This is a genomic window from Tessaracoccus coleopterorum (assembly GCF_011174705.1).
GTDB classification, from domain to species: Bacteria; Actinomycetota; Actinomycetes; order Propionibacteriales; family Propionibacteriaceae; genus Arachnia; species Arachnia coleopterorum.
Window position 1 is genome coordinate 3,223,732 of the sequence record NZ_JAANIJ010000001.1, and the last position, 24,269, is coordinate 3,248,000.

The following is a 24,269-nucleotide window of genomic DNA, read 5'->3' on the forward strand; positions in this document are numbered from 1 at the left end:
AGCCATCTGGCGGCGGCGGCGCGGATGTCATCGGGGGTCACGGCGAGCACGTCGGCCAGGTGCGTGTTGACCCGCTCCGGGTCGCCGTGCACGAGCCAGGCCTCGTTGACGGCGTCGGCCCGCCCCGACGTCGTGGCCAGATCCCACAGCCAGTCGCGCTCGTACTGTGCCGCGGCGCGGGCGAGTTCCTCCTCCGTGGGGCCCTCCTCGATGAAGCGGGACACCTCGGTGAGGATTGCCTCGTCCAGTCGTTCGATCGACACGCCGTCGGCGGGCCGCCCGAGGATCGCCGAGATCGAGCGCGCCGAGCGGTGGGGCAGCAGCGCGCTGTGCACCTCATTGGCGATGTCGCCGAGGCGCACCAGGGACCGGTGCAGGCGCGATGCGCTGCCGTCCGCCAGCACGGCGAGGGCGAGGTTGAGCGCCGGCTCCTCAGCCGATGATGCCAGCGGCGCCCCCACGACAGGTAGCTGAGGGAGTGGGGCACCGGGCGGCTGACGGTGGTGGTGCCCGGGGTCGCCGCGGTGGGCTCGGGCATCGCGGCCCGCATGGGTTTGGGGACCATCGGCAGGTGGCCGAAGTGCTTCTCGGCCAGGGCGATGCCTTCGTCGGCGCCGACCGGGCCGCACAGCACCAGCCGGAGGTTGCTCGCCGGGTACCAGGCCCCGAAAAACGTGGCGACGTCCTCGAGTGGGGCGTCGTCGAGGTCCTGCATGGAGCCGATCGTGAGGTGGCCGTAGGGATGGTCGGAGGGGAAGTGCTGGCCGGTGAGCAGTTCGAGGAGGTCACCGTAGGGCTGGTTGTCGTAGCGCTGCCGCTTCTCCTCCTTCACCACCTGGCGCTGCGTCTCGAAGTTCTCCCCGGTGATGGCGAGGCTCGAGAACCGGTCGGCCTCCAACCAGAGGGCGAGGTCGAGGGCTCCGTGGGGCACTGTCTCGAAGTAGTTGGTGCGATCGGTCGACGTCGTCGCGTTGACGGTGCCGCCGAGCGCCTCGACGGTGGCCATGTGCTCGCCGGAGGCGACGTTGGCCGAGCCCTGGAACATGAGGTGCTCGAAGAGGTGCGCGAAGCCGGTGCGGCCGGGCGTCTCGTCGGCCGAGCCGACCTCGACCCAGATGTTGACGGCGACACCGGGGGCGTCGGCGTCCGGTGCAACGACCACCTCGAGCCCGTTGTCGAGCCTGTGTCGCGCCATCGGGTAGTGGAGCCTGGCCTGGGTCATGGGACGAGACACTATCGCCTGCGCGCCTGCGGCGGGTTCATGCCGGCGATAGTGTCGGGGACATGTTGTACCGCTATCTCGGCAAGTCCGGACTCAAGATCACCGAAATCACCTACGGCAACTGGCTCACCCACGGCTCGCAGGTGGAAAACGATGCCGCGAAGGCGTGCGTGCGGGCCGCCCTCGACGCGGGGATCACCACCTTCGACACGGCCGACGTGTACGCCAACACCGTCGCGGAGTCGGTGCTGGGGGACGCGCTGGCGGGGAGAGGCGCGAGTCGCTCGAGATCTTCACGAAGGTGTACTTCCCGACCGGACCGAAGGGGCCAACGACACCGGCCTCAGCCGCAAGCACATCATGGAGTCGATCAACGGGTCACTCCGGCGGCTCGGCACCGACTACGTCGACCTGTACCAGGCGCACCGCTACGACGTGTCGACCCCTCTCGAGGAGACGATGACGGCGTTCGCCGACGTCGTCCGCCAGGGCAAGGCGCTCTACATCGGCGTGTCGGAGTGGAACGCCGAGCAGATCCGCGAGGGTGCCCGGCTCGCGGCCGAGCTGAACATCCAGTTGATCTCGAACCAGCCGCAGTACTCCATGTTGTGGCGCGTGATCGAGGACCGGGTCGTCCCGGCGTCGGAGGAGGCCGGTCTGTCGCAGATCGTCTGGTCGCCCGTCGCGCAGGGCGTGCTGACGGGCAAGTACCTGCCCGGTGCGACCGCCCCCGCGGGCTCGCGGGCCACCGACACGAAGGGCGGGCAGCAGATGATCGGCCGCCTGATGCGCGACGACGTCCTCGAGCGGGTGCAGTTGCTGCGACCCGTCGCCGAAGAGCTCGGCCTGACGATGGCGCAGTTGGCGGTGGCCTGGGTGCTCCAGAACCGCAACGTCGCCACCGCGATCATCGGGGCCTCGCGCCCGGAGCAGATCACGGAGAACGTGGCCGCGAGCGGCGTGGAGATCCCGGCCGAGCTGATGGCGCGGATCGACGCGGCCCTGGGTGACATCGTCGAGCGCGACCCGTCGCTCACCCGGGCGCCGGAGCCGCGTCACTAGGGTCCACGGGAGGGTGCGGAGTCCCCGATTTGTGCTTCCGTCGAGGCTTGTCCTATAGTTGGTCAAGCCGACGCGGGGTGGAGCAGCTCGGTAGCTCGCTGGGCTCATAACCCAGAGGTCACAGGTTCAAATCCTGTCCCCGCTACGAACGGAAGATCCCGTCCTGATTCTTCAGGGCGGGATCTCTGCTTCCCCGTGAACACCGAACTCCCGCCAGCCGGCGTTGTGATGGCGCCCGGGGCAGGCGCGTTGACCATGCCAGCAGCATCCTTGACCATCCAGTGAAGCCTTGTCCGGGGTCACCTGAACATGACCTCCTGACCGTCAGGTGAGGCAGTCGGCTGCTCAGGCAACCCGGTGGAGGAGTCCGAAGGCCACCGACGGCGTCCCGAAAGGTCGGGACCTGGTGCCCTCGCGCCCGGGTCATCGGGGGACGGAGAGTTGTGGAAAGGGTCGAACGCTCACCAGGAAGGGCAATCATGACCGACACGCTCCGCTCAGCACCCACCGACAACCGCACAGGTGTCGTGGGCACACGCACTCGTTTCGCCTGGCTCGCCTTCGCGTCCGCGCATCATCGACGGTCTTCGCCCGCCCGCCCTGACCGAGCTCGGGCTGGTCGGCGCCATCGACGAGTTCTGCCGCCTGATGTCCGTGTCACCCTCGCCCACGATCTCCCGTGAAACACCCGAGTCGTTGCCGGACCTGGCACCCGCGGTCGAGGTGGCCGCCTACCGGGTCACGAGCGAGGCCGTCACCAACGCCGTCCGCCACGCCGATGCCGCCAGGATCCTGGTCACGCTGGCCACGACCGCGGAGGGGATCAGCGTCTCAGTGACCGACGACGGCTCCGGCTGGGACGCGAGCCCCGACGTGACCCACGCCGGGCTGTCGACGATGAGGGAACGCACGGAAGAGATCGGCGGCCGGCTGAGCATCCAATCGGGCCGCGCTGGGACGTCGGTGCACGCCTGACACCTTAACGAGGTTGTCGAGGTGGCACCCATCAGGACCACCCCGCTGGCAGTCACACACGCCGACGGAACCTGCCCCCGGCGGCGCACGTCAGACGTCGAACCAGCCGTCGGCCGCGGCCTCCATCGTCGCCTGCGTCGTGTTGGCCACGGAGCGACCGACCGCCGCGTACTTCTCGTAGGCACGGGCCAGGTATGTCTTGACGGAGCCGAGCGAGATGGGCGGGTCGAACTGGCGGCCGATGGCCTTCACCGGCACGCCTTCCCGGCGAGCCGGAGGCAGACCAGTTCCTGCTTCGTCAGCGCGGGGACGTCCTCGCTGTCGGCCAGCACGGCCGCGGCGAGGGCACTCGACTGGGCCCAACCCGTATCGTGGACCTCCTCGATGGCCCGGTGCAGTTCCTCGGGCCGGTCGCCCTTCAGCACGAGCCCCTGCTGCCTGCCTGCATGGCCAGCCGGACGGGCAGGCGCCGCTGGTCGGCCGTCAGCACGATGCTGCGGATCCCGAGGGCAGTGAGGGCCTCGATCGTCTCGTGGCCCGTCACCCGGCCCTCCATCTGCAGGTCGATCACCGCGACGTCCGGTGGCGTCGCAGCGGCGGTCTCGAGGAAGGCCCGGCTGTCCGTGCCGGAGAACACGATCTCGATGCGGGGATGTCCTCGGCGAGCGCCCTCACCGAGTGCAGGATGAACTCGTGGTCATCCAGGATGGCGACGCGGATCAGGCCGGTCATGCGGAAACCTCCTCGCCGACGGGCGGCCGTAGCTGGGTGAAGTCCTCGTCGACGACGTCGACCCATGGGGCGACGCCTTCGAGTTGATCGGGGACAGTGCCGGGGCGGTGACCGTGATGACGGCACCGTCGCCCCGCGGTGAGATGGCCAGCTGCTGTCCGGGTTCCTCCGCGTGGAGAGCTGTCGAAGCACGGTGGCGAGGCCCTTGCGTGACTCGAGGCCGGGTGTCTCGAGGTCGAACCGGCAGCGCCAGCCACGCCCCCGCAGCCTGTCCAGCTCGGCGGCGACGCCCGCCTCGCCCGGCCACAGCCGCAGCTCGTCGCGCAGGCGTGCCTCGAGCCGGAGCGCCTGCGCGGCCGTTGAGGGCGAACCGGTGAGCAGCCGGCCGCTGGCGACGCCGTCCAGGAACCCGCCGGCGAGCGAGTTCGCCCGGGTGAGCCAGTCGCGCCAGATGCCCTCGCGCTCGGCGCTGATGCGCTGCTGCTGGGCGATCCGGGCGCGCTGTTGGAGGTCGCGCCACTCGTAGCGCGCGACCGCCGCGGTGCTGAACACCAGTACCAACGTGATGATGACATCGATGCCGAGCGAGACGATGGCGCCGAAATGGCCGACGAAGGTGGTCTGCCAGCCGAGCGTGACGATGCTCATCAGGACATGCCCGCCGACGAGGACCCCTGCCATCGTCAGCGCCGTACCGATCCGCCTGCCCGGCAGCGCAAGGATCGCCATCGACCCCGCCAGGCTCGGCACCCAGATGGACCACACATCCTCCCCGGCGCTGCCGACGATCAGATAGTTGTAGGCGAGGCCGACGAGGGCGACGGCGCAGAGGATCCAGGCCTCGGCGTCGCTGAGGCCCCGCCTCCGCACCCTGCCACAGGCCAGCAGCACCACGGCCGCCAGCAGCGCCCACGGGACGAAGGTCTGCAAGGTGCTCATGCCGGGATGCGTGATGGTGACGTGGATGAGGCTCGCGAACACCAGCGGGAGCGGTACGAGGGAGAGCATGCGCCGGGCGCGGGGCCCGAGCACGTTCCTGGCCTGCGGCTCGGCGGCCGGCCAACTGAGCGTCACCGTCGTCCCCGTCGGATCGGACACGATGTGTGCCTCCCCACCGACCGCCACCATGCGGGCACCGATCGACTCGCGGATGCCCATCGAGGAGGCGGGGACCGCGGCCGTGTCGAACCCGGGGCCGTGGTCGCGGATCTCCAGTCGCACGGACTGCGGGGTGGAACGCAGCGTGACGACCGCGCCGGGGTCCGGGGTGTGCTTGACGACGTTGCGCACGGCCTCCAGGCCGGCGCCGATCAGCGCGTCTGCGATGTGCAGAGGAACCGACACCCGCTGCAGGTCCCATTCGAGCTTCGCGGGCCCGGCAGCGAGCCGATTCCGGAGGGACTCATCCAGGTGCTCGGAGTGGTCCTCCGCGGCGACCTCGGGGAGCCCGGTCAGCATGCTCCCGGTGGTGCGGCATGAGCTGCGGATCTGCTCCGGCGCCACACCCGACGGGCCACGTGCCACCAGCTGGAGAGAGTGCAGGATCGAGTCGTGTGCATCGCGCCGGATCGTGGACAGCGCCTCGGCACGGGCCCTCGCCAACTCGTGCGCGCGCTCCTCGCGAACGCGGTCCTGCTGCGACCTGAGGTAATCCTCTGCGATCGCGGAGACGAACAGACGGCCCAGCGCGAGAAGCACCAGAGAGCCGATGAGGAACAAGATGGAGAGGAACTGCAGCTCCCAGTCCAGGTCGCGGGCGGTGGCCAACGTCAGGAACCCGACGAGCGCGGACGCGCCCAGCACCGGGAGCTGCCAACCCTTGGGGTAGAGGAGCGCGAGGTAGACGAGTTGGGTTCCCAGCCAGACGTCGGTGCGCCAGACCGCCGGACCCTCCGGCTGCCCCAGCTGTCCGAGCACCAGGACCGCGGTCGCGATGATCGAGAGCGCGACGACCATCCAACTCCGGTTGCGCGGCACGAGACAGTCCACCGCCACCAGCAGTTGTGCCGTGAAGATCACCACGAGCCCCAGCGCCAGGATCGGGTCCCGGGTCTCGAACAGGGCGATCAGCGGGCGCTGCAGGAAGACGATGGCAACGATGGCCAGGGCGAGTTCGATGGGGCGCTGCACCGTCCGCTCGGTGAACTCCGAGGGAAACAGAAGGCGACGGAGCCTGTCTGCGGGCGCGGTCAGCCAGGGACGGCGGACCCAGGCGCCTCGGGTGTGCATTTCGACAGGATAGCTTGGACGACTCGAACCCCGCCGGTATTTTCCCCCAAAGAACACCGGCGGGGCTCGAGTCTGGAAGAACTCTCACGGAAAGTGGACCCTTCTTGGAAGACGAGTCTGGTGCACCCACGCCCCGCGTCACGTCGGCCGAATGGACGACGGTGCCCCGGGACACCTCGTCCACGCCTGGGACGGACGGTGAACAGCCCAGTCAGGCGCCGGTAGAGCCCTCGTAGAGCCCGATCACGTTGCCGTCAGGATCCTCGAATGCCGCCCACCAACTGGTGGCGTCGATGGGGCCTTCTCCATCACGATCCGGGCCCCGTTCGCGGTCGCCCTGCCGAGCACCTCGTCGATGGAGTCCACCTCGACGTAGGAGCGGGCTGGGTGAAGGCCGCATCCCGGGGAGCCAGCCCACCGCCGCTGATCTTGTTGGGGGCCTGCCACATCGGGTAGCCCTCGAAGCCTGGGACCTCCGCGATCTGCCAACCGAACAACTCGCTGTAGAAGGCGGACGCCTTCGCCATGTCGCCGACAGGGATGTCGATGTGGGTGATGTCTCCGTGGGCCATCGCTGGCCTCCTCTCGGTGGGGTTGACGATCCCGAGCCTAGGTCGGTGGGAGCTGCCCGGGAAGCGCTGGCGACAGGCGTCGCGGAGCGCCACGCCGGGCAGGTGCGGGGTCGCTCAGCGGAGGACCTTCTCAGATGTCGAAGCTGTCGTGCGTCGCGACGCAGGCGAACTCGATGACATGGTCGGGAAGCACCCAGTAGTGGATGCGGCGGGCCGAAGGCGAGCTCACCTGGAGGCTGGCGCGCCAGGCTACGGCACCGTCGGGCCTGATGCGGACGGGAGCGCCGCCGCCCGACCCGGTCCGCAGCTGGTGCACCTCGCGCCCGGCCACCTTGGGAGCGACCCCGGTCACGATCTCGACCACCACGGCGGCCACCTTCTCGTCCTTGATCCCCTCCAGGGCGGTAAGGCTCGACAGGAACCGCGGGCCGAGCCGGTACTCGACGAGTGGTCGGTCCTTCTGCTCGGCTGCCGGGAAGCGGGAGGCCCACTGGCTCAGCACCAGGAAGCGGAAACCCTGCTCCGGGTCGGCGAAGCTGGGCGCCGACGGCGCGGTGTTCGGCCGGACCCTGCTGCCTGCCTTCCGGAGCCGGGCCCGCGACTGCCTGACGTCGAACTCCAGCTTGGCGGCGTCCCGCACCCTGAGATCGAGGAGGACCCGCAGCTGTTCGGTCCCGCCCTGGGCCGCGGCCAGTTCGGCCTCGAGCGTCGCGTTGACGCTCGTCAGGCGGGAGACCTCGGCGGACAGAGCGTCGATCTTGCGCAGCAGCAACTTCGTCGACCCCGACGGGGTCGACGGGCCGGCCGGGGGTGGATGGCCGCGGCCGCGGCAGGCGGGCCGGGTTTCGGCGTGGCCGGGTGGCCCGGCTTCGGCGTCGCGGGTGCGGCGGGGTCCGGCTCCTTGAGCGCCGTCGGGCTCGGCGTCGTCTGCGGCGCAGGCCGTTTGCGGTTGCGGTCGAACATCCCCGGTGTAGGGGCCGGCGCGCGCGGCGCCCCGCAATCGGCCCGGGCTTCGGGTTCGGCAGCCGGTTGCGGTTCCGCCGGGGCGAGGTCGTCGGGGCGGGCGGCAGCTCCCGGCCCATCGTCGGCTCCGCATCCCGGTCCTCGACGAGCCAGGCCGGGCCGCCCGGCAGCAGCGGAGGCGCGGTGACGATGGATTCGTCATCGTCGACGTCGAGCAGCGACAGGGCCCATCCCGGCGCGACGGCGGTCACCCGCGCCGGGATGACCTCGTCGACGGTCATCAGCGTGGTCAGGTCGTCGGCGGGGTTGCTGGTGACGTCGGCACGGGTGACCCGGACCACGACGGCGGGCGAGGCCGTCCTGGGATAGAGGACGAGGTCGGCGGCCCCGGCGGCCACCATCTGCACCCTCGTGAGCACCACGTCACCGACGGCGTAGACCATGAGCGCCTCGTCGGCCGGACGCAACGCCCGCGTGACGTCGAGACGGCGGCTCTGCCCGTCGAAGGTGCCTTCCAGCCGCTGGCCGATGGCCACCAGCCTGCCGATGGGGACGTCGGCGGTGGTCAGTTCCTCGGCGATGGTGGCCAGAGTCCCTGCCCCGAGGTCCACGGCCGCCCTGCCCGCAGCCACCCACTTGACGGTTCCGGACACCGCCCTGAGCTGGTCTTTCGGAGGCGCGTTGAGCAGACCGGCCGACATCGCCATCCGCAGGGCGTCGGAGATCATCTCGGTGGTCGCCTCGAGGCCGTCGCGCTCGTTGAAGGCAAAACGGAGGGGGATTCGGACCGGTTCGTGACCCAGCCCAGCCCGATCGGGTAGACGCGACCCGCGCCCCGTACACCTGCGTGCCGTCGGCCATGCGCCGCGAGAACTCCCAGGTGATGGCCCCGGTCGGGAGGAGGAACACGTCCGCGAGGTTTCCCGCCTGGGCGGCGATCTGCCTGGCGTCGATCCACGGGGTGTCCCGTCCGGCGGGGACGGTGACGACCGCCGTCGGCTTGCGTCTCGTGTCGCCGTTGAGGTGCCGGGCGAGGTGGACGGCCTCGTCAGCGGTGTCTACCAGGTGAACCGTTCCCATGATGAGAGGTTAGGGGGTGCGCGTGTCGATCGGTGGGAAGCGTGACAGACCGCCCGGCTCCGGCCGGGCGGTCTGTCGAGGGGACTCTCAGAAGATGCGGGTCACGATGTCCGCAGGCGCCTCCAGGAGGCGCTCGATCTCGTCGTCCAGCTTCACCAGCGTCAGCGATGCGCCTGCCATCTCGAGCGACGTGCAGTAGTTGCCGACGTAGCTGCGCGCCACCGTGATGCCCTGCTCCGCCAGCTTCGCGGCGGCGATGCCGAACAGGATGTAAAGCTCGCTGATGGGCGTACCTCCCAGGCCGTTGACCATGAGCGCGACACGATCGCCGGACGCGTAGGGGAGGTCGGGGACGATCGCGCCGAGGAGCTCGTCGACGATCTCATCCGCCGACACGAGCTCGGCGCGGCGCCGCCCCGGCTCACCGTGGATGCCGACGCCGACCTCCATCTCGGTGTCACCGAGCTCGAACAGGGGCTGCCCTTCGCCGGCGGGGTGCATGCGGTCAGCGCGATGCCCATCGTGCGGGTCACCGAGTTCACCCGCTCGCCGATCGCCTTGACCTCCTCGAGGGACGCGCCCTCCTCGGCGAGGGCGCCGCACGCCTTCATCACGAAGAAGTTGCCCGCCACGCCGCGACGGCCGACCGTGTACAGCGAGTCCTGGACGGCGACGTCGTCGTTGATGAACAGGGTGTCGCAGCGCACGCCGTCGGCCTCGGCCATCTCCTGGGCCATCTCGAATGCCATCCGGTCACCCGTGTAGTTGTTGACCAGCAGCAGCACGCCCTTGTCGGAGGCGACGCGCTTCGCCGTCTCGTAGACGTACTCGGCGGGCGGGGCTGCGAACACGTCGCCGGGGCAGGCGGCGTCGAGCATGCCCTTGCCGACCACCATGACGTGGGCCGGCTCGTGGCCGGAGCCGGAGCCCTGGACGATGCTCACCTTGTCGTGGTTCGGGGCGTCCGAGCGCATGATGAGGTTGTATTCGGGCACGTAGACGATCGTTTCGGGGTTCGCCAGCGCGATGCCCTTGAGCATCTCGGGGACGAAGTTCCTGGGATCGTTGATGAACTTCTTCACGGGTCTCCTTTGACTCTGAGGTGGTGGATGGGCGGGGTGTCAGGTGGTGGGCCAGGTGTCGGCGAGTCGCTCGGCGAGCACGGCCACGGCCATGGCGCCGGCGTCGACCGAGCCGATGCTGCGCTCTCCGGTGTAGGCGGCGCGGCCGCGCATGGCCTGCATCGACTGGGTGGCCTCGGCCGCGGTGCGGGCGGTGGTGGCGAATGCGCGGGCGGCGTCCGCCTGCGTGGCGCCGTCGGCCATCGCCGCCTCGAGCGCGTCGGTGGCCGGCGAGAGCGCGTCGAGGAGCGTCTTGTCCCCGAGATCGGCCTGGCCGCGGGTCTTGATGCCTTCGATGGCGGCCCTCAGCCCCTGCACGACGTCGTCGCTGCCGAAGGAGTCCGAGCCCTTGAGGGCCATGCCCATCCGGAGGAAGGCCGTGCCCCAGATGGGGCCGGAGGTGCCGCCGATGCGACTGGAGATGGCCATCGCCACCTTGGTGACGAACACCCCCGGGTCGCTCCGGTCGTAGTCATCCCAGTGTTCGAGGACGATCTCGAAGCCGCGGGCCAGCGAATAGCCGAAGTCGCCGTCGCCGACGACGGCGTCCAACTCGCCGAAGTACTGCTCGTTCTCGACGATGGTCTCTGCGAGCGTGTGGATGACGCGTTCGACGTCGGTGAGGGTGCCGCTCATCGTGCCTCCTGTCGTGGGATGAGATGGGTGAGGTCGTCCAGGGTGACGAAGCGGCCCGCCAGGTCTCCCAGTGCCGGATCGGCGGGGAGCGGGTTGTCGGGGTCGCCGAGGTGTGGCAGGACGATTGCCGCGCCCGTGAAGTCCTCGTCGCCGGTGTAGCTGCTGGTGGTGATCAGGGTTGTGAGCCCCGCGGCGCAGGCCGCCGCGCAGCCGATGCCGCTGTCCTCGACGACGAGGCAGTCGGCCCGGTCGAGGTCGAGATCCGCGAGGACGAGCAGGTAGATGTCGGGCGCCGGTTTCTTCTGGGCGACGACGTCGCCGGCGTAGACGTGGCAGCGGGACGCCGCCTGCTCGCCGACGGCGTTGGTCAGGACGGCACGCACCGACGGCTCGGCCGAGGTGGACGCGATCGCCACCGTCCAACCCGCATCGAGCGCGCCCGTGATGACCCGTCGGATACCGGGCCGGGCGGGGAGCTCTCCTGCCCGTGCGCGCTGTTGGAACAGCTCCGACTTCCTGCGGTGTAGCGAGGCGATCAACGCGGTGCGCGCCTCCTCACCCGGGTGGCCGTGCGCCGCGCAGAACCCGGGGTGAGGTCGCTGGCCATCCGCTCCTTTCCTCCGCCGATCGCCAGCTTCTCCCCGTACACCTCCTGCGACCAGTTGAGGGGAGCCCGAACTCGGCGAACGCCTCGTTGAACGCTGGCAGGTGGCCGTCGCGTTCGGTGTCGGCCAGCACGCCGTCACAGTCGAAGATGAGCGTCGGCACGGTCAGGCCCTACCCGCGCTGCCGAAGGTGTGGGCGAGGTCGGACGCCAGCTTGCGCATGGCTCCGGCCTGGGCGGCGAACAGGTTCACCGGCTCCCACTTCCGCCCGCCTCGCACTCCTTCAGGTGCGCGAGCCCGGTCTGCATGAAGGTGAGCTTGAGGGCGGTGGAGATGTTGACCTTCGCCGTACCGCGGGCGATCATCTCGCGGAACTGGTCGTCGCTGAGCCCCGATCCGCCGTGCAGCGCGATGGGGACCGGGTGGGCCTCGACGATGGCGCTGACCCGTTCGAAGTCGAGGGTGGGGGTCTTCCGGTAGACGCCGTGTGCATTGCCGAGGGCCGGGGCGAACACGTCGACCCCGGTGGCCTCCAGATAGCGCAGTTGGATCTCGAGCGACTGCCGCTCACCCTCGTGCTCGCTGCCCAGGCCGTCCTCGACCCCGGTGATGGCCTCGATCTCACCCTCCACGTCTGCGCCGTACCTGCGTGCCTCGGCGACCACCTCGACGGTCTGGCGCTGGTTCTCCTCCACGGGCAGTTCGTGGGCGTCGAACAGCACGGAGTTCCAACCCACCTCGAGGCATTCGCTGATCACCGCGCGGTCGGGGCAGTGGTCGAGGTGCAGGGCGACGGGCACGTCGATGTTGCGCGTCAGCTCGCTCCACACCGCGAAGAGCACGGGCGCACCGACCTGCTTGACCGTCTTGACCGAGGTCTGGATGATCATGGGGGAGCGGGCCTCCACCGCGCCCGCAAGGACGCTGGCCATGCTCAGTTCGTTGAAGACGTTGACGGCGGGTACGCCGTACCGCTCCCGGAATGCGGGGGCGAGGATCTCTCTCAGCGGTGTCACGGGCATCGTTGCTCCTGGGGTTGTGTGACCTGGGCCACACGCTAGATCGGTGCGCGGGTGCGCTCAATGGGGAAACCCCACCACGGGATGGGGGAGCGCATCAGGTCAGCGCCAGCAGCTCGGTGCGGCTGCGCACACCGTGCTTGCGGAGCACCGCGCCGACATGCTTCTCGACGGTCTTCGTCGCGATCCGCAGCCTGCTGGCGATCTGCTTGTCCGCAAGCCCCTGCCGCACAAGTTCCAGCACCTCACGTTCCCGCGCCGTCAGCCTGTCGGACAGGTCCCCCAGTGGCGAGGCCCCGAACTCCCGCAGCAGGCCGCTGAACACGAGCACGTCACCCTGCGCGGCGGCCACGACGGCGCGGCCGAGTTCCGTGGCGTCCGCATCGCGCGGCACCACTCCCCGCACACCGGGCAGCGCCCAGCCGCGCATCGCGTGCGAGGGCTCATCCAGGTAGACGAGGATCGGCAGGTCGGGGTCGACCCGGTTGAGCCTCCCGATCAGCCCACCGTCGCCGTCCGGGCGATGCGTGACCCGAGCAGCACGACATCCGGTGCGAGCAGCCCCACGGCGTCCGCCGCGGCGGCCGCCTCGCCGATCTCCGCCACCACCTGGACGCCCGGCTCGCTCGCGTCGAGCAACCGCACCAGCCCCGCCCGCATGGCCGGCTGGTCGTGCAGCACGACGATGCGCTGCCTCGCCGCGCCCATCAGGTCGTCCGGGGCCGTGCGGTAGGGGAGATCGGCCCGCACCCGGGTGCCCCACCCGGGGTCGAGTCGACCTCCACGCGCCCGCCGACCTGGGTGGCCCGCGCGACCAGCCCGGACAGCCCCCTCCCGACGGGTCGGTCCTCGGTGAGATCGAACCCGCAGCCGTCGTCCTCGACGATGACCGCGACGGTGTCGCTCAGGTAGACCAGGCCGAGTCGGACGGTGTCCGCGCCCGCGTGCTGGGCCACGTTGGTGAGGCTCTCCTTTGCGATGCGCAGCAGTTGGGCCGCCACATCGGGCTGCAGGGTGCGCGGGTCGCCGAACGTGCGAAACGACGTCTGACAGCCCGCGATGGCATGTGTCCACTCCAGCTCGAGCCGGAGTGTCTCGGCGAGTGGCCGCGACTCGAGGGCCTCGACCCGCGCCCAGGCCGCCTGCCTGCCCTCAGCCAGGATCGCCTCGGCGGAGCGGCGGAGCCGTTGCAGCGCGACGGTGACGTCGTGGCCGGTCCGGGCCGCCTCCTCGGCCTCGCGGATGAGAAGCAGGATCGTAGCCAACCCGCGTCCGAGGGTGTCGTGGAGGTCGAGCATGGCCCTCTCACGTTCCGCGAGCACAGCCGCGGCGTGCGACTTCGCGTCGGCCTCTGCATGCAGGCGGGCGGTGGTGATGGCGATCGCGGCATGGGTGGCGAAGCGGCTCAGGAGCTCCACGTCTGCGGGGTGAAGGAGCGCACGTCGTCGGCGGCGAACACGACGAGCGAGCCGGTCAACCCGGCCCTGGTGCGGATCGGCACGCCGAGCACTGCGCGCTCGAACAGCTCGCTGGACGGTTCCACGTGGCCGCCCGGAACGTCGGCGTAGTGGGCGAACGCGACCGGGCCTCCGGTGCGGGTCACCGCGCCCGTGACCCCTTCGGTCAGCGGGAACACCCGGCCGGCCTGGCAGCCCGCCTGCATGTCGATCACCTTGCGGTAGGTGTTCGACGGCTGGTCGACAAGGCACAGCGATCCCGATTCGCAGCCGAGCAGCGTGACGGCGCTGCGCAGCACCAGCTCGAGCAGCGGCTCGAGTCGGATGCCCACGGCCAGGTTGTCCGCGACGCGACTCAGGGTGTCGAGCGAGGCGCGGTCGTTGTTGTTGTCGGTGTGCTCCATCGCACGCTCCCCGGATACCCGATCCCCCGGTAGGTGACCCGTCCCCGATAGTAGGGCCGAAGATCGCGGCCAGGTCACAATCGGTCGGAAACGGCGCGTGACGGTTGACAGCCGTGCCCGGGGTGGATGATGGTGCAGCAACATTTGAACGATCCATCGGAGGGTCAGGTGAACCAGCCGACGCTCGCATCGCTGGCGGCAGAGCTCAAGGTCTCGCGGCAGACGGTCTCGAACGTGCTCAACTTCCCCGACCGCGTGCGCCCCGAGACGAGGGCCCGCGTGCTGGAGGCGATCGAGCGCTCCGGGTACCGCCCGTCGGCCGCGGCCAGGGCCCTGCGCAACCAGCGGGCCATGGCGCTCGGCCTGCGTCTGAGTCAGCGACGCAACGGAATCTCGGGCACCATCGTCGACGGTTTCATGCACGCGCTGGTGGGTCTGGCCGACCGGCGGGCTACCGCATCGTGGTGTTCCCGGCGGCGAGCAACGACGAGGAGGTTGCCAAGCTCGTCGACCTGCGCCGCAGCCTCGCGATCGACGCGTGCATCCTCACCGACACCTGGTTCGGGGACGTCCGCCCGGCCGGGCTCGCCGCCGAGGGGTGCCGTTCGCGTCCTTCGGCAGGCCGTGGGACGGCCCTGACCACGGCCGTTGGGTCGACGTCGACGGCCGGTCGGGGCCGTCAAGGCGGCCACCCACCTGCGCGGCCTCGGGCACGAGCGGGTGGGATTCATCGGATGGGACGACGGGTCGCCCGTCGGGCTCGACCGACGCGACGGCTGGAGCCGGGCGCTCGGGCTGGACGGCGACGAGGAGCGCAGACTGACCGCCGCGGGCGACGACACCATCCTCGCCGGGGCCGAGGGTATGGCGCGGCTGTTGGAGCAGGGCGCGGACGCGGCGGTCTGCGCGAGCGACACCCTCTCGATCGGCGCCTTCACCGAGGTGCGGCGGCGTTCCCGTGATGACGTCGACCTCGTGGGCTTCGACGACACCCCCGTGTCCCGCACCCTGGGCCTTGCCAGCATCCGGCAGCCCGTCGAGGCGGTGGCGGCCGCGGTTCTCGACATGGTCCTGGCCCAGCTCGCCGACCCCGACGTGACGCACTCGGGCCTGCTGATCGAGCCCACCCTCGTGACGCACGAGCGCCCCGACTTCCTCTTGTCCTAGTCGCGAGGATCGGAAAACCAATCCGGTCACATTGCTGTACATGGCCCGGTAGCGTGGCAAGCTGTCGATGAGTCAGAGCGGTCAAACCACGTGCCGACTTTGGCCCCTTCTTGAAGGGAAACTGCCATGGCACGTGGGCCTGTTTCTTTCCCCATCGTCACGGAGCGCGAAGAGCGCACACACGTCCTCTTCGCCCGACTGGAAGCCTGCACCGATGCCCCTTCCCGTCATCAGATCGTTTCCGCCATAGCCGAGCTCAATCTTGCGTTGAGTGACGCACTTGCGAGGCGCTACACACGTCGAGGCCCGGACAACGACGACCTGTTGCAGGTGGCGCGCACGGGTCTGGTTCTCGCGATCCACCGATACCGACCCGGGAAGATACGTCGTTCGTGCGGTTCGCCGTCCCGACAATCACCGGCGAAATCAAGCGGTACTTCCGGGACCACTGCTGGACGGTGCGGCCTCCTCGAGCGATCCAGGAGCTGCGGCCCAGGTCGAGGGTGCCCGGGAGGAACTCACCCAGGAGATGGGGCGGGAACCGCGCGATGTCGACGTGGCCCGCAGGATCGGTACCGACGCGACGTCTGTGCGCAGCTGCACCGAGGCGGTTCGCGGGTTCCGGGCCGATTCGCTCGACGCGCCGGGTTTCAACGGCGGCCCGTGCCTGGGTGATGTGCTTGCCTCAACCTTCGGCGATCCTGAGAACTGTCTTGATCGGGTGGTGCTGCGCAGGGCGATGGCGACTCTGACCAGCCGCGAGAGGCGTGTCCTCAGTTGGCGCTTCTGTGATGACCTCACCCAGGCTGAGATCGGAGAACTGCTGGGCGTCTCCCAGATGCAGGTCTCACGCATCCTCCGCGCCGCGCTCGCGCGGCTGCGGAGCATGCTGATCCCTGACGAAGAGCCGGAAGCCGCATGAGGGCGGCGTTTACCCTTCCCGGGACGCGGGTAGGGATCCATACACCCGAAGCAAGGAGCTTGAAAATGCAAGAAAAGAACCTCGACTCGCTGTTCTACGACACCCTGCGTGACATGTACTACGCCGAGCGGCACATCCTGAAGACGCTTCCCAAGCTGCAGGAGGCGGCCGTTTCGGACGAGTTGAAGAGCGCGTTCAAGACGCATCTGGCGGAGACGAATGGTCACGTGGAGCGGCTGGAACAGGTCTTCGCCATGCTCGACCGCAAGCCTGTGAGCAAGCGCTGTCTGGCGATGGACGGCATCCTGAAGGAGGGCGACGAGCATCTGGAGGAGTTCAAGGGCACACATGCCAACGACGCAGCTCTGATCGCTTCTGCGCAGGCCGTTGAGCACTACGAGATCACCCGGTACGGCACCTTGCGGCGCTGGGCCGGAATGCTCGGTTTCAGTGACGGTGCCGATCTTCTGGATGCGACGTTGGACGAGGAGATCCGTACCGACGAACTGCTGTCCAGGATCGCCGACACCGAGGCCAACGCACGGGCCAAGAGCGGCCGCAGGTAGGCCCGTGCCTGCTCGGAGAGGACTCAGTCGTCGTCCGGGTCCTCTCCTGACTCCACCACCATGGCGGCGACCTCACGCAGCCTGACGTTACGTCGCTGGCTGGCTCTGCGTAGGCGCTCGAAGGCGGCCCAGGAAGGAGTCTGTGTCTCTCGACCAGGATGCCTGTGGCCTGGCCGATCAAGCGGTGGCTCTCCACCGCGGTCTGCAGGTTGCTGATGCGTTCTGAGGCCTCCTGTTGTGCGCCCAGGCGCACCAGGGCCGCGGCGAAGGCGGATGCCAGGAGGTCTGCGGCCACCATTTCGTCGACTGAGATACGGCGGGGCCGGGGAAACTGGACCCAGGCTCTGGCGCTGACTCCCGGAGTACGGGAACAAGCAGGATCCCAGGCCGTAGTGAGACCGAGTCGGGGTTGGGTGAGCCCTCCAACCCCGCCTGAACCTCCGGAGGGATCGTGTCACTGGCCCCAGCCGGGCGGCATTGAACCAGTTGGGCCTTCAGCCCCGCCGAGTCGGATGGTGCACTCCCCGTCGAAGAGGAGCGCGAAGCCGTGCTCGGCAATTCCGATCAGGTCCTCCAGATCGTCCACGACCGCGAAACCGTGACTGACGTCCACGGCTGCCGCGCGTCGACGTTGGGCCTCGCGCTGCCTCGTGATGTCTCGAACTATGCGTAGGTGGGTCGTGCCGAGCGAGCCGTGGTGGATTGCGGTTCCCGTCGTGTGCACCCAGATCCGGGCCCGGTCGCGGGTCAGGAAGGGGAAGTCGCGTTCCGGCGCCACACCCTGGCAGATCTCCTCGAAGAAGCACTCGAGGTCGTGGAGCGTGTCGCCGTCCTCCTCTTCCGTGGGCCACCACGGGTAAGGCGGATGGTACGGGCCTTCCTCCAGCGGGTACCCGAAGAGATCGACGAAGGCCTGGTTCATGTCGAGCACGAGGCCTGTGGGATCCAGGAGGAGCAGACCGTCGCTGATGGATTCCATCACCGCCCGACGCCACTGTGCGTCGAGCGCGTAGGACTTGATGTCCTGGTCGGGATTGATGTCCTGGTCGGGAGAACTGTCGGGGTCTGGGAATGTCGACTCGCTGGTAGCCGAGGTCAGGTCCATGGTGGGGATCTCCTTCCGCGATTCCACGGGGGTCCCGCGCATCGCACGCCTACACCCAGTATGACCACAAGCCAAGGGCTTCGATGGGCCCGGATGATGCGGCAGTCGACGCTGCAACCTGACGGGGTCAGTCTGCGGCGTGGGTGCGTTCCGCTGCCTCACCACGCAGTCGTCGCCCAGCTTCGACAAGGGCGATCTGGCGTGCGGCCAACTTGTCGGCGGCACCGGTGTCACGCGGAGGCAACAGGATCGTCTCCTCGGCGGCGAGACCGCCCTGCAGTTCACGAACGCGTTCGATCTCCGCGTCGATCTCTGCACCGAACAGGAGCACATTGTTGATGATCCACAGCCCGAGCAGTAGAACGATCACCGACCCGATCGCTCCGTAGGTGGCGTTGTACGAGGCGAAGTTCGACACGTAGAAGGAGAAGCCCAGGACGGCCAGCGCCGAGACGACCAGCGCGACCATGGCACCCAGGCTGATCCAGCGGAATCTCGGCTGCTTCACATTGGGGGTGAAATAGTAGAGGACGGCCACGGCCAGAATCGCAAGCGCCACCACCACCGGCCACTTGACGATGTTCCACAACAACACGGTGGAATCACCCAGCCCGATGAGGTCGCCGACGCCGCGGGCCACCGGGCCGGTCAGGACCAGCGCTGCCAGGATCAGGGCCAGGATCACCACCAGCAGGGCCGTCAGAAGCAGCATCTGGGGCTTGTGCTTCCAGAACGGACGACCTTCCTCGACCTCGTAGATCCGGTTCATCGCGTGGGAAAACGCCCCGACATAGCCTGACGCAGCCCACAGGGCGCCTGCCAGTCCCGATACCAGCACCCAACCCGCCCGGCATGGTTGGCCAGGCCCGTCAGGGTGTCACGCAGGAGCCGGGCGAGATCTGCGGGTGCATACGCCTCCACCCAGTTGTTGAGAGTCCTCGCTGTCTGTTCACCCTGACCGAACACGCCCAGAAGTGAGACCAGTGCGAGCAACATCGGAAACAGGGACAACACGGCGAAGTACGTGAGCCCGCCGCAAGGTCGGTGCCCGATCCCTGGAGAACTCGGCAACGGCCCGCCTGATCGCGTACCACCAGGCGGATCCCGGGATGTCTGTCGGGGAGTCCGGCTTCCTCGGGTCCTCAGGTGGGGGCGCGGACGCCGCCTTCTGCCTGGTCTGCCTCACACTCTCGGGCTCCGAGGCCCGTTCCCGATCTCCTCCTGTGCCCTCCACTGCCGAACTCCTCTCCTCCGTCTGTCGGTCATGTCTTGAGATTTGTACCCACCAGGTGCTCCGGCAAACCTGTGCGGCCGTCCGGGAGTTTGGCCGCGGCGCCTAACGGGTACTCCTTTTGCAGGACCTGCATAAGGGATGGTCAACGGTGATCGTGTGGAGGGTGAGCATGACGAAGACCCGGCACCATGCCTCCGGTGGACCCCGCTGATGGCGGGTCCACGGGTGAGGCAGGTGATCACGCGCGAGTTGGAGGGCGACGTCGTGATCTACCGGCTGCATGGTCGGCGGATCCGGCGCAAGGCCGAGCTCGATCGGATCGCCGCACTCGCGGTGCCACCTGCATGGACAGAGGTGGAGATCGCGGTGTCTCCGTCGGCGAAGGTGCTTGCGCGGGTCAGGACGCCGAGGGACGCACTCAACGGATCTACAACCCGGCCTTCCGACGGAGGCGCGAACGGCGAAAGTTCGAGCGGATGCCCCGGTTCGGTCAGCAGTTGGCGCAACTCCGCGGTCGGGTCGACCGCGACCTGTCAGGTCGGCGCCTGAACCGCCGGAGGGTGACCGCCTGCGCCGTACAACTCATCGACGCACAGTTGCTGCGGGTGGGCAATCGGCGCTCCGCTGAGCGGCGCGGAAGTTACGGTGTGACGACGCTCCGCAAGGAGCATGTCACCTTGTCATCCCGGGGGTCAAGCTCGACTTCATCGGCAAGAGCGGCCGGCGTCAGCGGTGCAGAGTCCAGGACCTCGGATCGCGCGGCTGCTCGCTCGCCTTGTGGAGGGCCAGACGATGGACTCTTCTGGTTCAGGGACGATGACGGGGGCGACACCGGCTCCGGAGCACTGACATCAACCGCTACCTCGCCCGCCATCTTGGCCCGGAGTTCACCGCAAAGGACTTTCGGACCTGGGGTGGGACGGTCACCGTGACCGCGGTACTTCTGATGGCTCCTGAGGAGGACATGGACTCCCCAAGGCCAGGGCGACCACCATGCGCGCGGCCGTGCGTGCCGCGGCCGCGCGTCTCGGCAACACACCCGCAGTCACCCGCACGTCCTACGTCGACCCCAGGGTCCTCGCCTCCATCGACCATCCCGCTGTGCTGGATGAGGTCCGGAAGGCAAGGGCACGGATGCGACCCAGACGCTATCTGGGAGTCGATGAGCAGGCGACGCTCGCGTTGCTCGAGGCCATGGACGGCCGACGTACCCGAAAGCGCCGGACATGAATGGCCGGTCGCCGCGTGGGCGACGACCGGCCATCGGGGAGGGGGAGCGGATCAGCGCTGCACGGGGCCGTCCGTGCCTCGACCGAGGGTTTCGTTCAGCTCGGCCTGCTGCTCCTGCCGGGCACCTTCAGCCTCAAGGCGCTCATCATCCGTGAGGTCACCCCACTTCTTCTTCGCCTTGCCTGCGACCTTGTCTGCGGCGTCGCGGACCTTGTCACCCAGGTCGCGGTCGTCGTGGCGGAGGTCGTCGTCACGAGGGTCTGTTGTCATGGTCGCTCCTTATGCTGTCGGCGGGTTCCGATATCGGTTCGGTACCCGGTCTCGTCCGGTCCAAACGTGGCATCGTCAGCCGACGCATGGCTCACCGAATGTCTGGACACGGAGCCGCTAGAAGACGGGTCGCCCACCGGTGACGCCGATGACCGCTCCCGAGACGTACGAAGCCTCAAGTGGTGAAGCCAGGAACACGAATGCACCAGCGAGTTCGGCGGGTTGTCCCGGTCGTCCGAGTGGCGTGTTCTCGCCGAAGGAAGGCATCTCCCCGCCGTCGCGGGTCGCGGGTTGCAGAGGGGTCCAGATGGGTCCGGGCGCCACAGCGTTGACCCGGATCCCTCGTGGACCGAGCTCCCCCGCAAGATTCGCGGTGAAGTTGTTGATCGCGGCCTTGGTGGATGCGTAGTCGATCAGCACCGCCGACGGATCCTCGGCCTGGATGGAGCTGACATTGATGATGCTGGCGCCGCTGTGCATATGTTTCAGCGCCTGTTGGGTGATCCAGATCAGCGCATACAGATTGGTCTTGAACACCCTGTCCATCTGCTCGGTGGTGACATCCTCCAGACCGTGCTCACGACGCCCCACTGGAAACCGGCGTTGTTGACCAGCACATCGAGACCCCCAACCGGCTGGCTGCATCGTCGACCAGCTTCCGGCAGGTCGCCTCGTTGCGGATGTCCCCCGGCAGAAGGACGCACAGCGAACCTTCCTTCTCCACCCACCGGGCGACCTCCTCGGCGTCGGCCTGTTCCTCGGGGAGGTAGCCGATCGCCACATCGGCGCCCTCGCGGGCGAAAGCGATCGCGACCGCGCGCCCGATACCGGAGTCGCCGCCCGTGATCAGGGCCCCCAGGCCGGCCAGGCGCCCTCGGCCCACCCAGGTCTCCTCGCCGTGGTCCGGCACGGGGTCATCTCCCTGGTCAGTCCCGGTGCCTGCTGCTCCTGGGGTGGGATTCCGCCGTCGCGGGTTGCGAGGTCCTCGGCAACTTCGGTGACGTTTGCATCTTCAGTGGTCTGTCCATTCATCTCACTCATGCCATTGCCCTACCCGGATGGCGGACCGTCCACACGTCAGGGGTTCGCCTGACAGCATCGAGGGCGGCGGATGAGATATCCACCGCCCTCGTGCCGGTTGTGTCAGGATCCGATGTAGCTCGCGGGATCCTGCAGGAACTTCTCGCGGCAGCCGTCCGAGCAGAAGTTGTACTGCTTTCCCCGGTAGTTCTCGGACGGGGAGCTCTGCGGGTCGACGTCCATGTGGCAGACGGGACACTGGGTGGCGTCTTGCATGTCCTTCTCCTTCTCCTGGTGGTTGATCGGACATGTTCGCTGTACCCGCGGGACGTGGCACAAACCTGCAAACCGATATGCGGCGCAGTCGAGGGATCAGGCTTCCGACGCGGCGGGAGCGGAAGGCCCGTCAGGATCGCCCTCGCTGAGCTGTCGTGCCGAGCCGAGGCCGGAGGCCTCACGCGCCTCCCGGGCAAGGCGTTCGTACGGCTCACGGATCCGGGTGATGTCCTCCTCATCGAGTTCCTCGAGATCCAGCAGAGCCTTGTGTGCATTTGCCGTCACCCTGATCAGCTCGTCGAGCTTTGTCTGCAGCGCCGCCGTGTCCCGGTTCTGCGTGTTCTGGATCAGGAACACCATGAGAAAGGTCACGATCGTGGTCGACGTGTTGATCACCAACTGCCACGTGTCACTGAAGCCGAAGATCGGCCCGAGCGCCGCCCACAGGACCACCAATGCGACTGCCGCGACGAACGTCGTCGCCTTCCCCGCGAACCTCGAGAGACCATTGGCCACCCTCAGAAACCAACTCCGGTTCTTCATGTCCGTTTCCTCTCCCGGTCTGCCGTCCAGCCTCCGGCCGGAGACGCGATGCCTGGCTGCCACCGTGATCCACCGGCCATCGCAGATGAGCGCAATCCCTTTACCCCCTGAAGAGACGCCCAAACGTTGCGGACAGGTGGTCAGGTCACGGTTCGAAGAGATGTTGGGCCTGGGTGCACCGTGTTCGTGCCCTTTCGCGCACCCGGACCGATACCCCGATGGGCGGGCAGAGCCGGTGTAGTGGGGAGCGTCGCGGTTGAGATTGCGCTGAAGGCTCATAACCCGGGCGTGGACGCGGTCCACGCGGGAGATGTGTCCCTGCGGCTAGAATGACCCTCGCCGTACACCCCTCGGAAGGGACACCGAAGACCATGCGCCGTAGCCGTGCCCTACTCGGCTTACTCCTTGCGTTCGCCATGGCAGTCACGCTGAGCGCGTGTGTGCGGCCTGAGACGCCGGACGACTCGGGCCGTGAGTTGAACATCGGGGCCACCGCGGAGCCGGCCGGCCTCGACATGATCACCGTCCCCGGGCGGGTACCCCTTCGTGCTGCTCTACAACGTCTACGAGACGTTGCTGAAGCTCGACAACGAGGGCAGCATCAAGCCGTTGCTGGCGACCGAGTGGTCGGTGACCCCGACATGCTCACCTACATCTTCAGCCTCGAACCGAAGGCGAAATTCGCCTCGGGGCCCGGTGGATGCGGACGCCGTGGTCGCGAGCTTCGAGCGGGCCCGCAGTGACAAGGCCACCGAGACCGTCCGTGGCAAGTGGGCGGTCGTCGACACCATCGTCGCGACCGACAGGGACACAGTCACCGTGACCCTGACGCGGCCGTCCAACCAGTGGCTCTACGATCTCACCGGCCCGTCAGGCATCGTCACCGACCCGACGGCGACGGCCGATCTCAACACGACGCCCGCAGGTTCGGGCCCCTACAAGTTCGTCCGCTGGGACCAGGGCTCGCTCGTCCAGCTCGACGCGAACCAGGACTACTGGGGCACCCCGGCACGGTTCAGCCCGGTCAACTTCCGGTACTTCGCCGACCCCAACGCCATGAACACCTCCATGCTGTCGGGGCAGCTCGACATCATCTCCAACCTGACGGTGCCGCAGTCGCTGGGCCAGTTCAGCGACACATCCAAGTACACGGTGCATGAGGGCACCACCGAGGGCGAGGTCGTCCTCGGGTTCAACCACGCCAGCGAGGCGCTGAAGGACCTGCGGGTCCGGAGGGCCATCAACCACGCCATCGACCGGCAGGCCCTGATGGACTCCGTGTGGGGCGGGAAGGGCATGCTCATCGGCTCGATGGTGCCGCCCACCGATCCCTGGTTCGAGGATCTGTCGAACACCTACCCCTACGACCCGGCCAAGGCCAAGGAACTGCTCGCGGAGGCCGGATACGCCTCGGGGCTCACGCTCCGGCTGCGGGTTCCGAACCTGCCCTACGGGCCCACATCGGGTCGCTTCATCGCGGCCCAGCTGCAGGCCGTCGGGATCAAGGTGGAGTTGGAGGAACTCGAGTGGGCGAGGTGGCTCGACCAGGTCTACGGCAAACACGACTACGACATGACCGTCGTGGCGCACGTCGAACCCGCGACATGGGGGCCTTCGCGGCCGAGGGCAACTACTGGAACTACGACAATCCCGCGTTCGACCAGTTGCTGGTCGAGGCGGATGAGGGAACAGAGGCGGTCCAGATCGCCAAGCTGAAGGAGGCTGCGCGGCTGCTCGCCGACGACGCCGCCGCCGACTGGCTGTTCCTGCTGCCGAACCTCATCATCTCCACCCCGAGATCTCCGGTATCCAGGCCAACCAGATCAGCCTGTCCTTCGACCTGACCACGCTGGCGGCCC

The 24,269-nt window shown here is 68.4% G+C and carries 34 protein-coding genes, 1 tRNA gene and 7 pseudogenes; 16 read left to right on the forward strand and 26 right to left on the reverse strand.

Features of this window, described 5'->3' with window-relative positions; all coding sequences use genetic code 11:
• Positions 1 to 224 precede the first annotated feature (224 nt).
• Positions 225 to 629 (reverse strand): annotated as a pseudogene (locus G7085_RS33480) (hypothetical protein); the annotation flags it as partial.
• Positions 518 to 1,222 (reverse strand): annotated as a pseudogene (locus G7085_RS33485) (M16 family metallopeptidase); the annotation flags it as partial. The pseudogenes G7085_RS33480 and G7085_RS33485, both read right to left, overlap by 112 nt.
• Positions 1,223 to 1,284: 62 nt before the next feature.
• Between G7085_RS33485 and G7085_RS31410 the strand changes: the two are divergent.
• The 4 genes and pseudogenes from G7085_RS31410 to G7085_RS20650 form a co-directional block, all read left to right on the forward strand.
• Positions 1,285 to 1,440, forward strand: a pseudogene (locus tag G7085_RS31410) (aldo/keto reductase); the annotation flags it as partial.
• A gap of 142 nt (positions 1,441 to 1,582) precedes the next feature.
• Positions 1,583 to 2,284: an aldo/keto reductase gene (locus G7085_RS20640; protein ID WP_269451938.1), complete on the forward strand. Its 702-nt coding sequence runs from the start codon at positions 1,583 to 1,585 to the stop codon at positions 2,282 to 2,284.
• 71 nt (positions 2,285 to 2,355) lie between these two features.
• Positions 2,356 to 2,429, forward strand: a tRNA-Met gene (locus G7085_RS20645).
• A 377-nt stretch (positions 2,430 to 2,806) separates the two neighbouring features.
• The gene (locus tag G7085_RS20650; protein ID WP_197512295.1) at positions 2,807 to 3,259 is read left to right on the forward strand and encodes a sensor histidine kinase; all 453 of its coding nucleotides are present in this window, start codon (positions 2,807 to 2,809) and stop codon (positions 3,257 to 3,259) included.
• Between the two features lie 90 nt (positions 3,260 to 3,349).
• Here G7085_RS20650 and G7085_RS20655 read toward each other — a convergent pair whose 3' ends face one another.
• From G7085_RS20655 to G7085_RS20680, 6 genes are all read right to left on the reverse strand, one after another.
• Positions 3,350 to 3,511, reverse strand: coding sequence for a helix-turn-helix domain-containing protein (locus G7085_RS20655; protein WP_197512297.1), 162 nt, complete (start codon positions 3,509 to 3,511; stop codon positions 3,350 to 3,352).
• Positions 3,508 to 3,684 carry a hypothetical protein gene (locus tag G7085_RS20660; RefSeq protein ID WP_197512298.1) on the reverse strand — a complete coding sequence of 59 codons (177 nt, stop codon included), beginning with the start codon at positions 3,682 to 3,684 and terminating at the stop codon, positions 3,508 to 3,510. The genes G7085_RS20655 and G7085_RS20660 overlap by 4 nt, the downstream gene beginning before the upstream one ends.
• Positions 3,678 to 3,830 carry a hypothetical protein gene (locus tag G7085_RS20665; RefSeq protein ID WP_197512300.1) on the reverse strand — a complete coding sequence of 51 codons (153 nt, stop codon included), beginning with the start codon at positions 3,828 to 3,830 and terminating at the stop codon, positions 3,678 to 3,680. Before G7085_RS20665 ends, G7085_RS20660 begins: the two co-directional genes overlap by 7 nt.
• Positions 3,827 to 6,121, reverse strand: coding sequence for an ATP-binding protein (locus G7085_RS20670; protein WP_197512302.1), 2,295 nt, complete (start codon positions 6,119 to 6,121; stop codon positions 3,827 to 3,829). Before G7085_RS20670 ends, G7085_RS20665 begins: the two co-directional genes overlap by 4 nt.
• Before the next feature lie 407 nt (positions 6,122 to 6,528).
• Positions 6,529 to 6,792 (reverse strand): VOC family protein, encoded by a 264-nt coding sequence (locus G7085_RS20675; protein ID WP_231979769.1) that lies wholly within the window; start codon positions 6,790 to 6,792, stop codon positions 6,529 to 6,531.
• Between the two features lie 130 nt (positions 6,793 to 6,922).
• Positions 6,923 to 7,564, reverse strand: coding sequence for a hypothetical protein (locus G7085_RS20680; RefSeq protein WP_197512311.1), 642 nt, complete (start codon positions 7,562 to 7,564; stop codon positions 6,923 to 6,925).
• 257 nt (positions 7,565 to 7,821) lie between these two features.
• On the opposite strand from G7085_RS20680, the gene G7085_RS20685 reads away from it, so the two are divergent.
• A complete protein-coding gene (locus G7085_RS20685) occupies positions 7,822 to 8,124 on the forward strand; it encodes a hypothetical protein (protein ID WP_197512313.1) in 303 nt (100 codons plus the stop codon).
• A 798-nt stretch (positions 8,125 to 8,922) separates the two neighbouring features.
• Here G7085_RS20685 and G7085_RS35800 read toward each other — a convergent pair.
• From G7085_RS35800 to G7085_RS20730, 9 genes and pseudogenes are all read right to left on the reverse strand, one after another.
• Positions 8,923 to 9,875, reverse strand: a pseudogene (locus G7085_RS35800) (dihydroxyacetone kinase subunit DhaK).
• A gap of 81 nt (positions 9,876 to 9,956) precedes the next feature.
• Positions 9,957 to 10,592 (reverse strand): dihydroxyacetone kinase subunit DhaL, encoded by a 636-nt coding sequence (gene dhaL / locus G7085_RS20695; protein WP_197512315.1) that lies wholly within the window; start codon positions 10,590 to 10,592, stop codon positions 9,957 to 9,959.
• Positions 10,589 to 11,131 carry an HAD-IA family hydrolase gene (locus tag G7085_RS20700; protein ID WP_197512317.1) on the reverse strand — a complete coding sequence of 181 codons (543 nt, stop codon included), beginning with the start codon at positions 11,129 to 11,131 and terminating at the stop codon, positions 10,589 to 10,591. Before G7085_RS20700 ends, dhaL begins: the two co-directional genes overlap by 4 nt.
• Before the next feature lie 16 nt (positions 11,132 to 11,147).
• Positions 11,148 to 11,360 (reverse strand): HAD family hydrolase, encoded by a 213-nt coding sequence (locus G7085_RS20705; protein WP_197512319.1) that lies wholly within the window; start codon positions 11,358 to 11,360, stop codon positions 11,148 to 11,150.
• A gap of 85 nt (positions 11,361 to 11,445) precedes the next feature.
• Entirely contained in the window at positions 11,446 to 12,213 is a 768-nt protein-coding gene (locus G7085_RS20710; protein WP_197512320.1) for a class II fructose-bisphosphate aldolase, read from the reverse strand.
• Between the two features lie 100 nt (positions 12,214 to 12,313).
• Positions 12,314 to 12,646 (reverse strand): helix-turn-helix domain-containing protein, encoded by a 333-nt coding sequence (locus tag G7085_RS20715; RefSeq protein WP_197512322.1) that lies wholly within the window; start codon positions 12,644 to 12,646, stop codon positions 12,314 to 12,316.
• A 68-nt stretch (positions 12,647 to 12,714) separates the two neighbouring features.
• Positions 12,715 to 12,924, reverse strand: coding sequence for a helix-turn-helix domain-containing protein (locus G7085_RS20720; protein ID WP_197512324.1), 210 nt, complete (start codon positions 12,922 to 12,924; stop codon positions 12,715 to 12,717).
• The gene (locus G7085_RS20725) at positions 12,924 to 13,634 is read right to left on the reverse strand and encodes a sensor histidine kinase (protein ID WP_197512325.1); all 711 of its coding nucleotides are present in this window, start codon (positions 13,632 to 13,634) and stop codon (positions 12,924 to 12,926) included. Before G7085_RS20725 ends, G7085_RS20720 begins: the two co-directional genes overlap by 1 nt.
• Complete coding sequence (locus G7085_RS20730; RefSeq protein ID WP_197512327.1) at positions 13,622 to 14,077, reverse strand: GAF domain-containing protein; 456 nt, start codon at positions 14,075 to 14,077, stop codon at positions 13,622 to 13,624. The genes G7085_RS20725 and G7085_RS20730 overlap by 13 nt, the downstream gene beginning before the upstream one ends.
• A gap of 168 nt (positions 14,078 to 14,245) precedes the next feature.
• Between G7085_RS20730 and G7085_RS20735 the strand changes: the two genes are divergently transcribed.
• The 5 genes and pseudogenes from G7085_RS20735 to G7085_RS20750 all read left to right on the forward strand — a co-directional run bounded on the left by G7085_RS20735 (position 14,246) and on the right by G7085_RS20750 (position 16,732).
• Positions 14,246 to 14,716, forward strand: coding sequence for a LacI family DNA-binding transcriptional regulator (locus tag G7085_RS20735; protein WP_197512329.1), 471 nt, complete (start codon positions 14,246 to 14,248; stop codon positions 14,714 to 14,716).
• A 9-nt stretch (positions 14,717 to 14,725) separates the two neighbouring features.
• Positions 14,726 to 15,244, forward strand: coding sequence for a substrate-binding domain-containing protein (locus G7085_RS20740; protein ID WP_231979772.1), 519 nt, complete (start codon positions 14,726 to 14,728; stop codon positions 15,242 to 15,244).
• A 126-nt stretch (positions 15,245 to 15,370) separates the two neighbouring features.
• A pseudogene (locus tag G7085_RS35805) lies at positions 15,371 to 15,616 on the forward strand (hypothetical protein); the annotation flags it as partial.
• Positions 15,516 to 16,166 (forward strand): sigma-70 family RNA polymerase sigma factor, encoded by a 651-nt coding sequence (locus tag G7085_RS31415; RefSeq protein WP_331715858.1) that lies wholly within the window; start codon positions 15,516 to 15,518, stop codon positions 16,164 to 16,166. The pseudogene G7085_RS35805 and the gene G7085_RS31415, both read left to right, overlap by 101 nt.
• A 65-nt stretch (positions 16,167 to 16,231) precedes the next feature.
• Positions 16,232 to 16,732 carry a YciE/YciF ferroxidase family protein gene (locus G7085_RS20750; protein WP_197512335.1) on the forward strand — a complete coding sequence of 167 codons (501 nt, stop codon included), beginning with the start codon at positions 16,232 to 16,234 and terminating at the stop codon, positions 16,730 to 16,732.
• Positions 16,733 to 16,755: 23 nt separating this feature from the next.
• Here G7085_RS20750 and G7085_RS35810 read toward each other — a convergent pair whose 3' ends face one another.
• From G7085_RS35810 to G7085_RS35815, 4 genes are all read right to left on the reverse strand, one after another.
• Complete coding sequence (locus G7085_RS35810) at positions 16,756 to 17,190, reverse strand: ANTAR domain-containing protein (RefSeq protein ID WP_408647148.1); 435 nt, start codon at positions 17,188 to 17,190, stop codon at positions 16,756 to 16,758.
• Positions 17,187 to 17,864 (reverse strand): PAS domain S-box protein, encoded by a 678-nt coding sequence (locus tag G7085_RS20760; protein ID WP_197512339.1) that lies wholly within the window; start codon positions 17,862 to 17,864, stop codon positions 17,187 to 17,189. The genes G7085_RS35810 and G7085_RS20760 overlap by 4 nt, the downstream gene beginning before the upstream one ends.
• A 100-nt stretch (positions 17,865 to 17,964) precedes the next feature.
• Positions 17,965 to 18,675 carry a YihY/virulence factor BrkB family protein gene (locus tag G7085_RS20765; RefSeq protein WP_197512341.1) on the reverse strand — a complete coding sequence of 237 codons (711 nt, stop codon included), beginning with the start codon at positions 18,673 to 18,675 and terminating at the stop codon, positions 17,965 to 17,967.
• Entirely contained in the window at positions 18,603 to 18,833 is a 231-nt protein-coding gene (locus G7085_RS35815; RefSeq protein ID WP_197512343.1) for a hypothetical protein, read from the reverse strand. Before G7085_RS35815 ends, G7085_RS20765 begins: the two co-directional genes overlap by 73 nt.
• A 463-nt stretch (positions 18,834 to 19,296) precedes the next feature.
• Between G7085_RS35815 and G7085_RS20775 the strand changes: the two genes are divergently transcribed.
• The 4 genes and pseudogenes from G7085_RS20775 to G7085_RS20785 all read left to right on the forward strand — a co-directional run bounded on the left by G7085_RS20775 (position 19,297) and on the right by G7085_RS20785 (position 20,301).
• The gene (locus tag G7085_RS20775) at positions 19,297 to 19,620 is read left to right on the forward strand and encodes a hypothetical protein (RefSeq protein WP_197512345.1); all 324 of its coding nucleotides are present in this window, start codon (positions 19,297 to 19,299) and stop codon (positions 19,618 to 19,620) included.
• Positions 19,548 to 19,697 (forward strand): annotated as a pseudogene (locus G7085_RS35820) (hypothetical protein); the annotation flags it as partial. The gene G7085_RS20775 and the pseudogene G7085_RS35820, both read left to right, overlap by 73 nt.
• A 218-nt stretch (positions 19,698 to 19,915) precedes the next feature.
• A pseudogene (locus G7085_RS35825) lies at positions 19,916 to 20,011 on the forward strand (hypothetical protein); the annotation flags it as partial.
• A gap of 53 nt (positions 20,012 to 20,064) precedes the next feature.
• Positions 20,065 to 20,301 carry a hypothetical protein gene (locus tag G7085_RS20785; protein ID WP_197512349.1) on the forward strand — a complete coding sequence of 79 codons (237 nt, stop codon included), beginning with the start codon at positions 20,065 to 20,067 and terminating at the stop codon, positions 20,299 to 20,301.
• A 51-nt stretch (positions 20,302 to 20,352) separates the two neighbouring features.
• Here the strand turns inward: G7085_RS20785 and G7085_RS20790 are convergent, their stop codons facing one another.
• The 5 genes from G7085_RS20790 to G7085_RS20805 form a co-directional block, all read right to left on the reverse strand.
• Entirely contained in the window at positions 20,353 to 20,571 is a 219-nt protein-coding gene (locus tag G7085_RS20790) for a CsbD family protein (RefSeq protein ID WP_197512351.1), read from the reverse strand.
• 117 nt (positions 20,572 to 20,688) lie between these two features.
• Complete coding sequence (locus G7085_RS31420; protein WP_331715859.1) at positions 20,689 to 21,108, reverse strand: SDR family oxidoreductase; 420 nt, start codon at positions 21,106 to 21,108, stop codon at positions 20,689 to 20,691.
• A 40-nt stretch (positions 21,109 to 21,148) separates the two neighbouring features.
• The gene (locus G7085_RS31425) at positions 21,149 to 21,481 is read right to left on the reverse strand and encodes an SDR family NAD(P)-dependent oxidoreductase (protein ID WP_331715860.1); all 333 of its coding nucleotides are present in this window, start codon (positions 21,479 to 21,481) and stop codon (positions 21,149 to 21,151) included.
• Between the two features lie 233 nt (positions 21,482 to 21,714).
• Positions 21,715 to 21,867, reverse strand: a complete 153-nt coding sequence (locus tag G7085_RS20800) for a YHS domain-containing protein (RefSeq protein ID WP_197512353.1) — start codon at positions 21,865 to 21,867, stop codon at positions 21,715 to 21,717.
• A 96-nt stretch (positions 21,868 to 21,963) separates the two neighbouring features.
• Complete coding sequence (locus G7085_RS20805; RefSeq protein WP_197512355.1) at positions 21,964 to 22,383, reverse strand: low affinity iron permease family protein; 420 nt, start codon at positions 22,381 to 22,383, stop codon at positions 21,964 to 21,966.
• A gap of 573 nt (positions 22,384 to 22,956) precedes the next feature.
• Between G7085_RS20805 and G7085_RS20810 the strand changes: the two genes are divergently transcribed.
• The gene (locus tag G7085_RS20810; RefSeq protein ID WP_197512357.1) at positions 22,957 to 24,126 is read left to right on the forward strand and encodes an ABC transporter substrate-binding protein; all 1,170 of its coding nucleotides are present in this window, start codon (positions 22,957 to 22,959) and stop codon (positions 24,124 to 24,126) included.
• Entirely contained in the window at positions 24,075 to 24,254 is a 180-nt protein-coding gene (locus G7085_RS20815; protein ID WP_197512359.1) for a hypothetical protein, read from the forward strand. Before G7085_RS20810 ends, G7085_RS20815 begins: the two co-directional genes overlap by 52 nt.
• Positions 24,255 to 24,269: the final 15 nt, after the last annotated feature.

Bases quoted from the DNA above. Each gene is read 5' to 3' on its own strand.
- G7085_RS20640 (WP_269451938.1), top strand. From the start codon at position 1,583: ATGGAGTCGATCAACGGGTCACTCCGGCGGCTCGGCACCGACTACGTC.
- G7085_RS20675 (WP_231979769.1), bottom strand. From the start codon at position 6,792: ATGGCCCACGGAGACATCACCCACATCGACATCCCTGTCGGCGACATG.
- dhaL (WP_197512315.1), bottom strand. From the start codon at position 10,592: ATGAGCGGCACCCTCACCGACGTCGAACGCGTCATCCACACGCTCGCA.
- G7085_RS20715 (WP_197512322.1), bottom strand. From the start codon at position 12,646: ATGCGCGGCTGGGCGCTGCCCGGTGTGCGGGGAGTGGTGCCGCGCGAT.
- G7085_RS20720 (WP_197512324.1), bottom strand. From the start codon at position 12,924: ATGGGCGCGGCGAGGCAGCGCATCGTCGTGCTGCACGACCAGCCGGCC.
- G7085_RS20730 (WP_197512327.1), bottom strand. From the start codon at position 14,077: ATGGAGCACACCGACAACAACAACGACCGCGCCTCGCTCGACACCCTG.
- G7085_RS20750 (WP_197512335.1), top strand. From the start codon at position 16,232: ATGCAAGAAAAGAACCTCGACTCGCTGTTCTACGACACCCTGCGTGAC.
- G7085_RS35815 (WP_197512343.1), bottom strand. From the start codon at position 18,833: ATGTTGCTCGCACTGGTCTCACTTCTGGGCGTGTTCGGTCAGGGTGAA.
- G7085_RS20785 (WP_197512349.1), top strand. From the start codon at position 20,065: ATGCGCGCGGCCGTGCGTGCCGCGGCCGCGCGTCTCGGCAACACACCC.
- G7085_RS20790 (WP_197512351.1), bottom strand. From the start codon at position 20,571: ATGACAACAGACCCTCGTGACGACGACCTCCGCCACGACGACCGCGAC.
- G7085_RS20800 (WP_197512353.1), bottom strand. From the start codon at position 21,867: ATGCAAGACGCCACCCAGTGTCCCGTCTGCCACATGGACGTCGACCCG.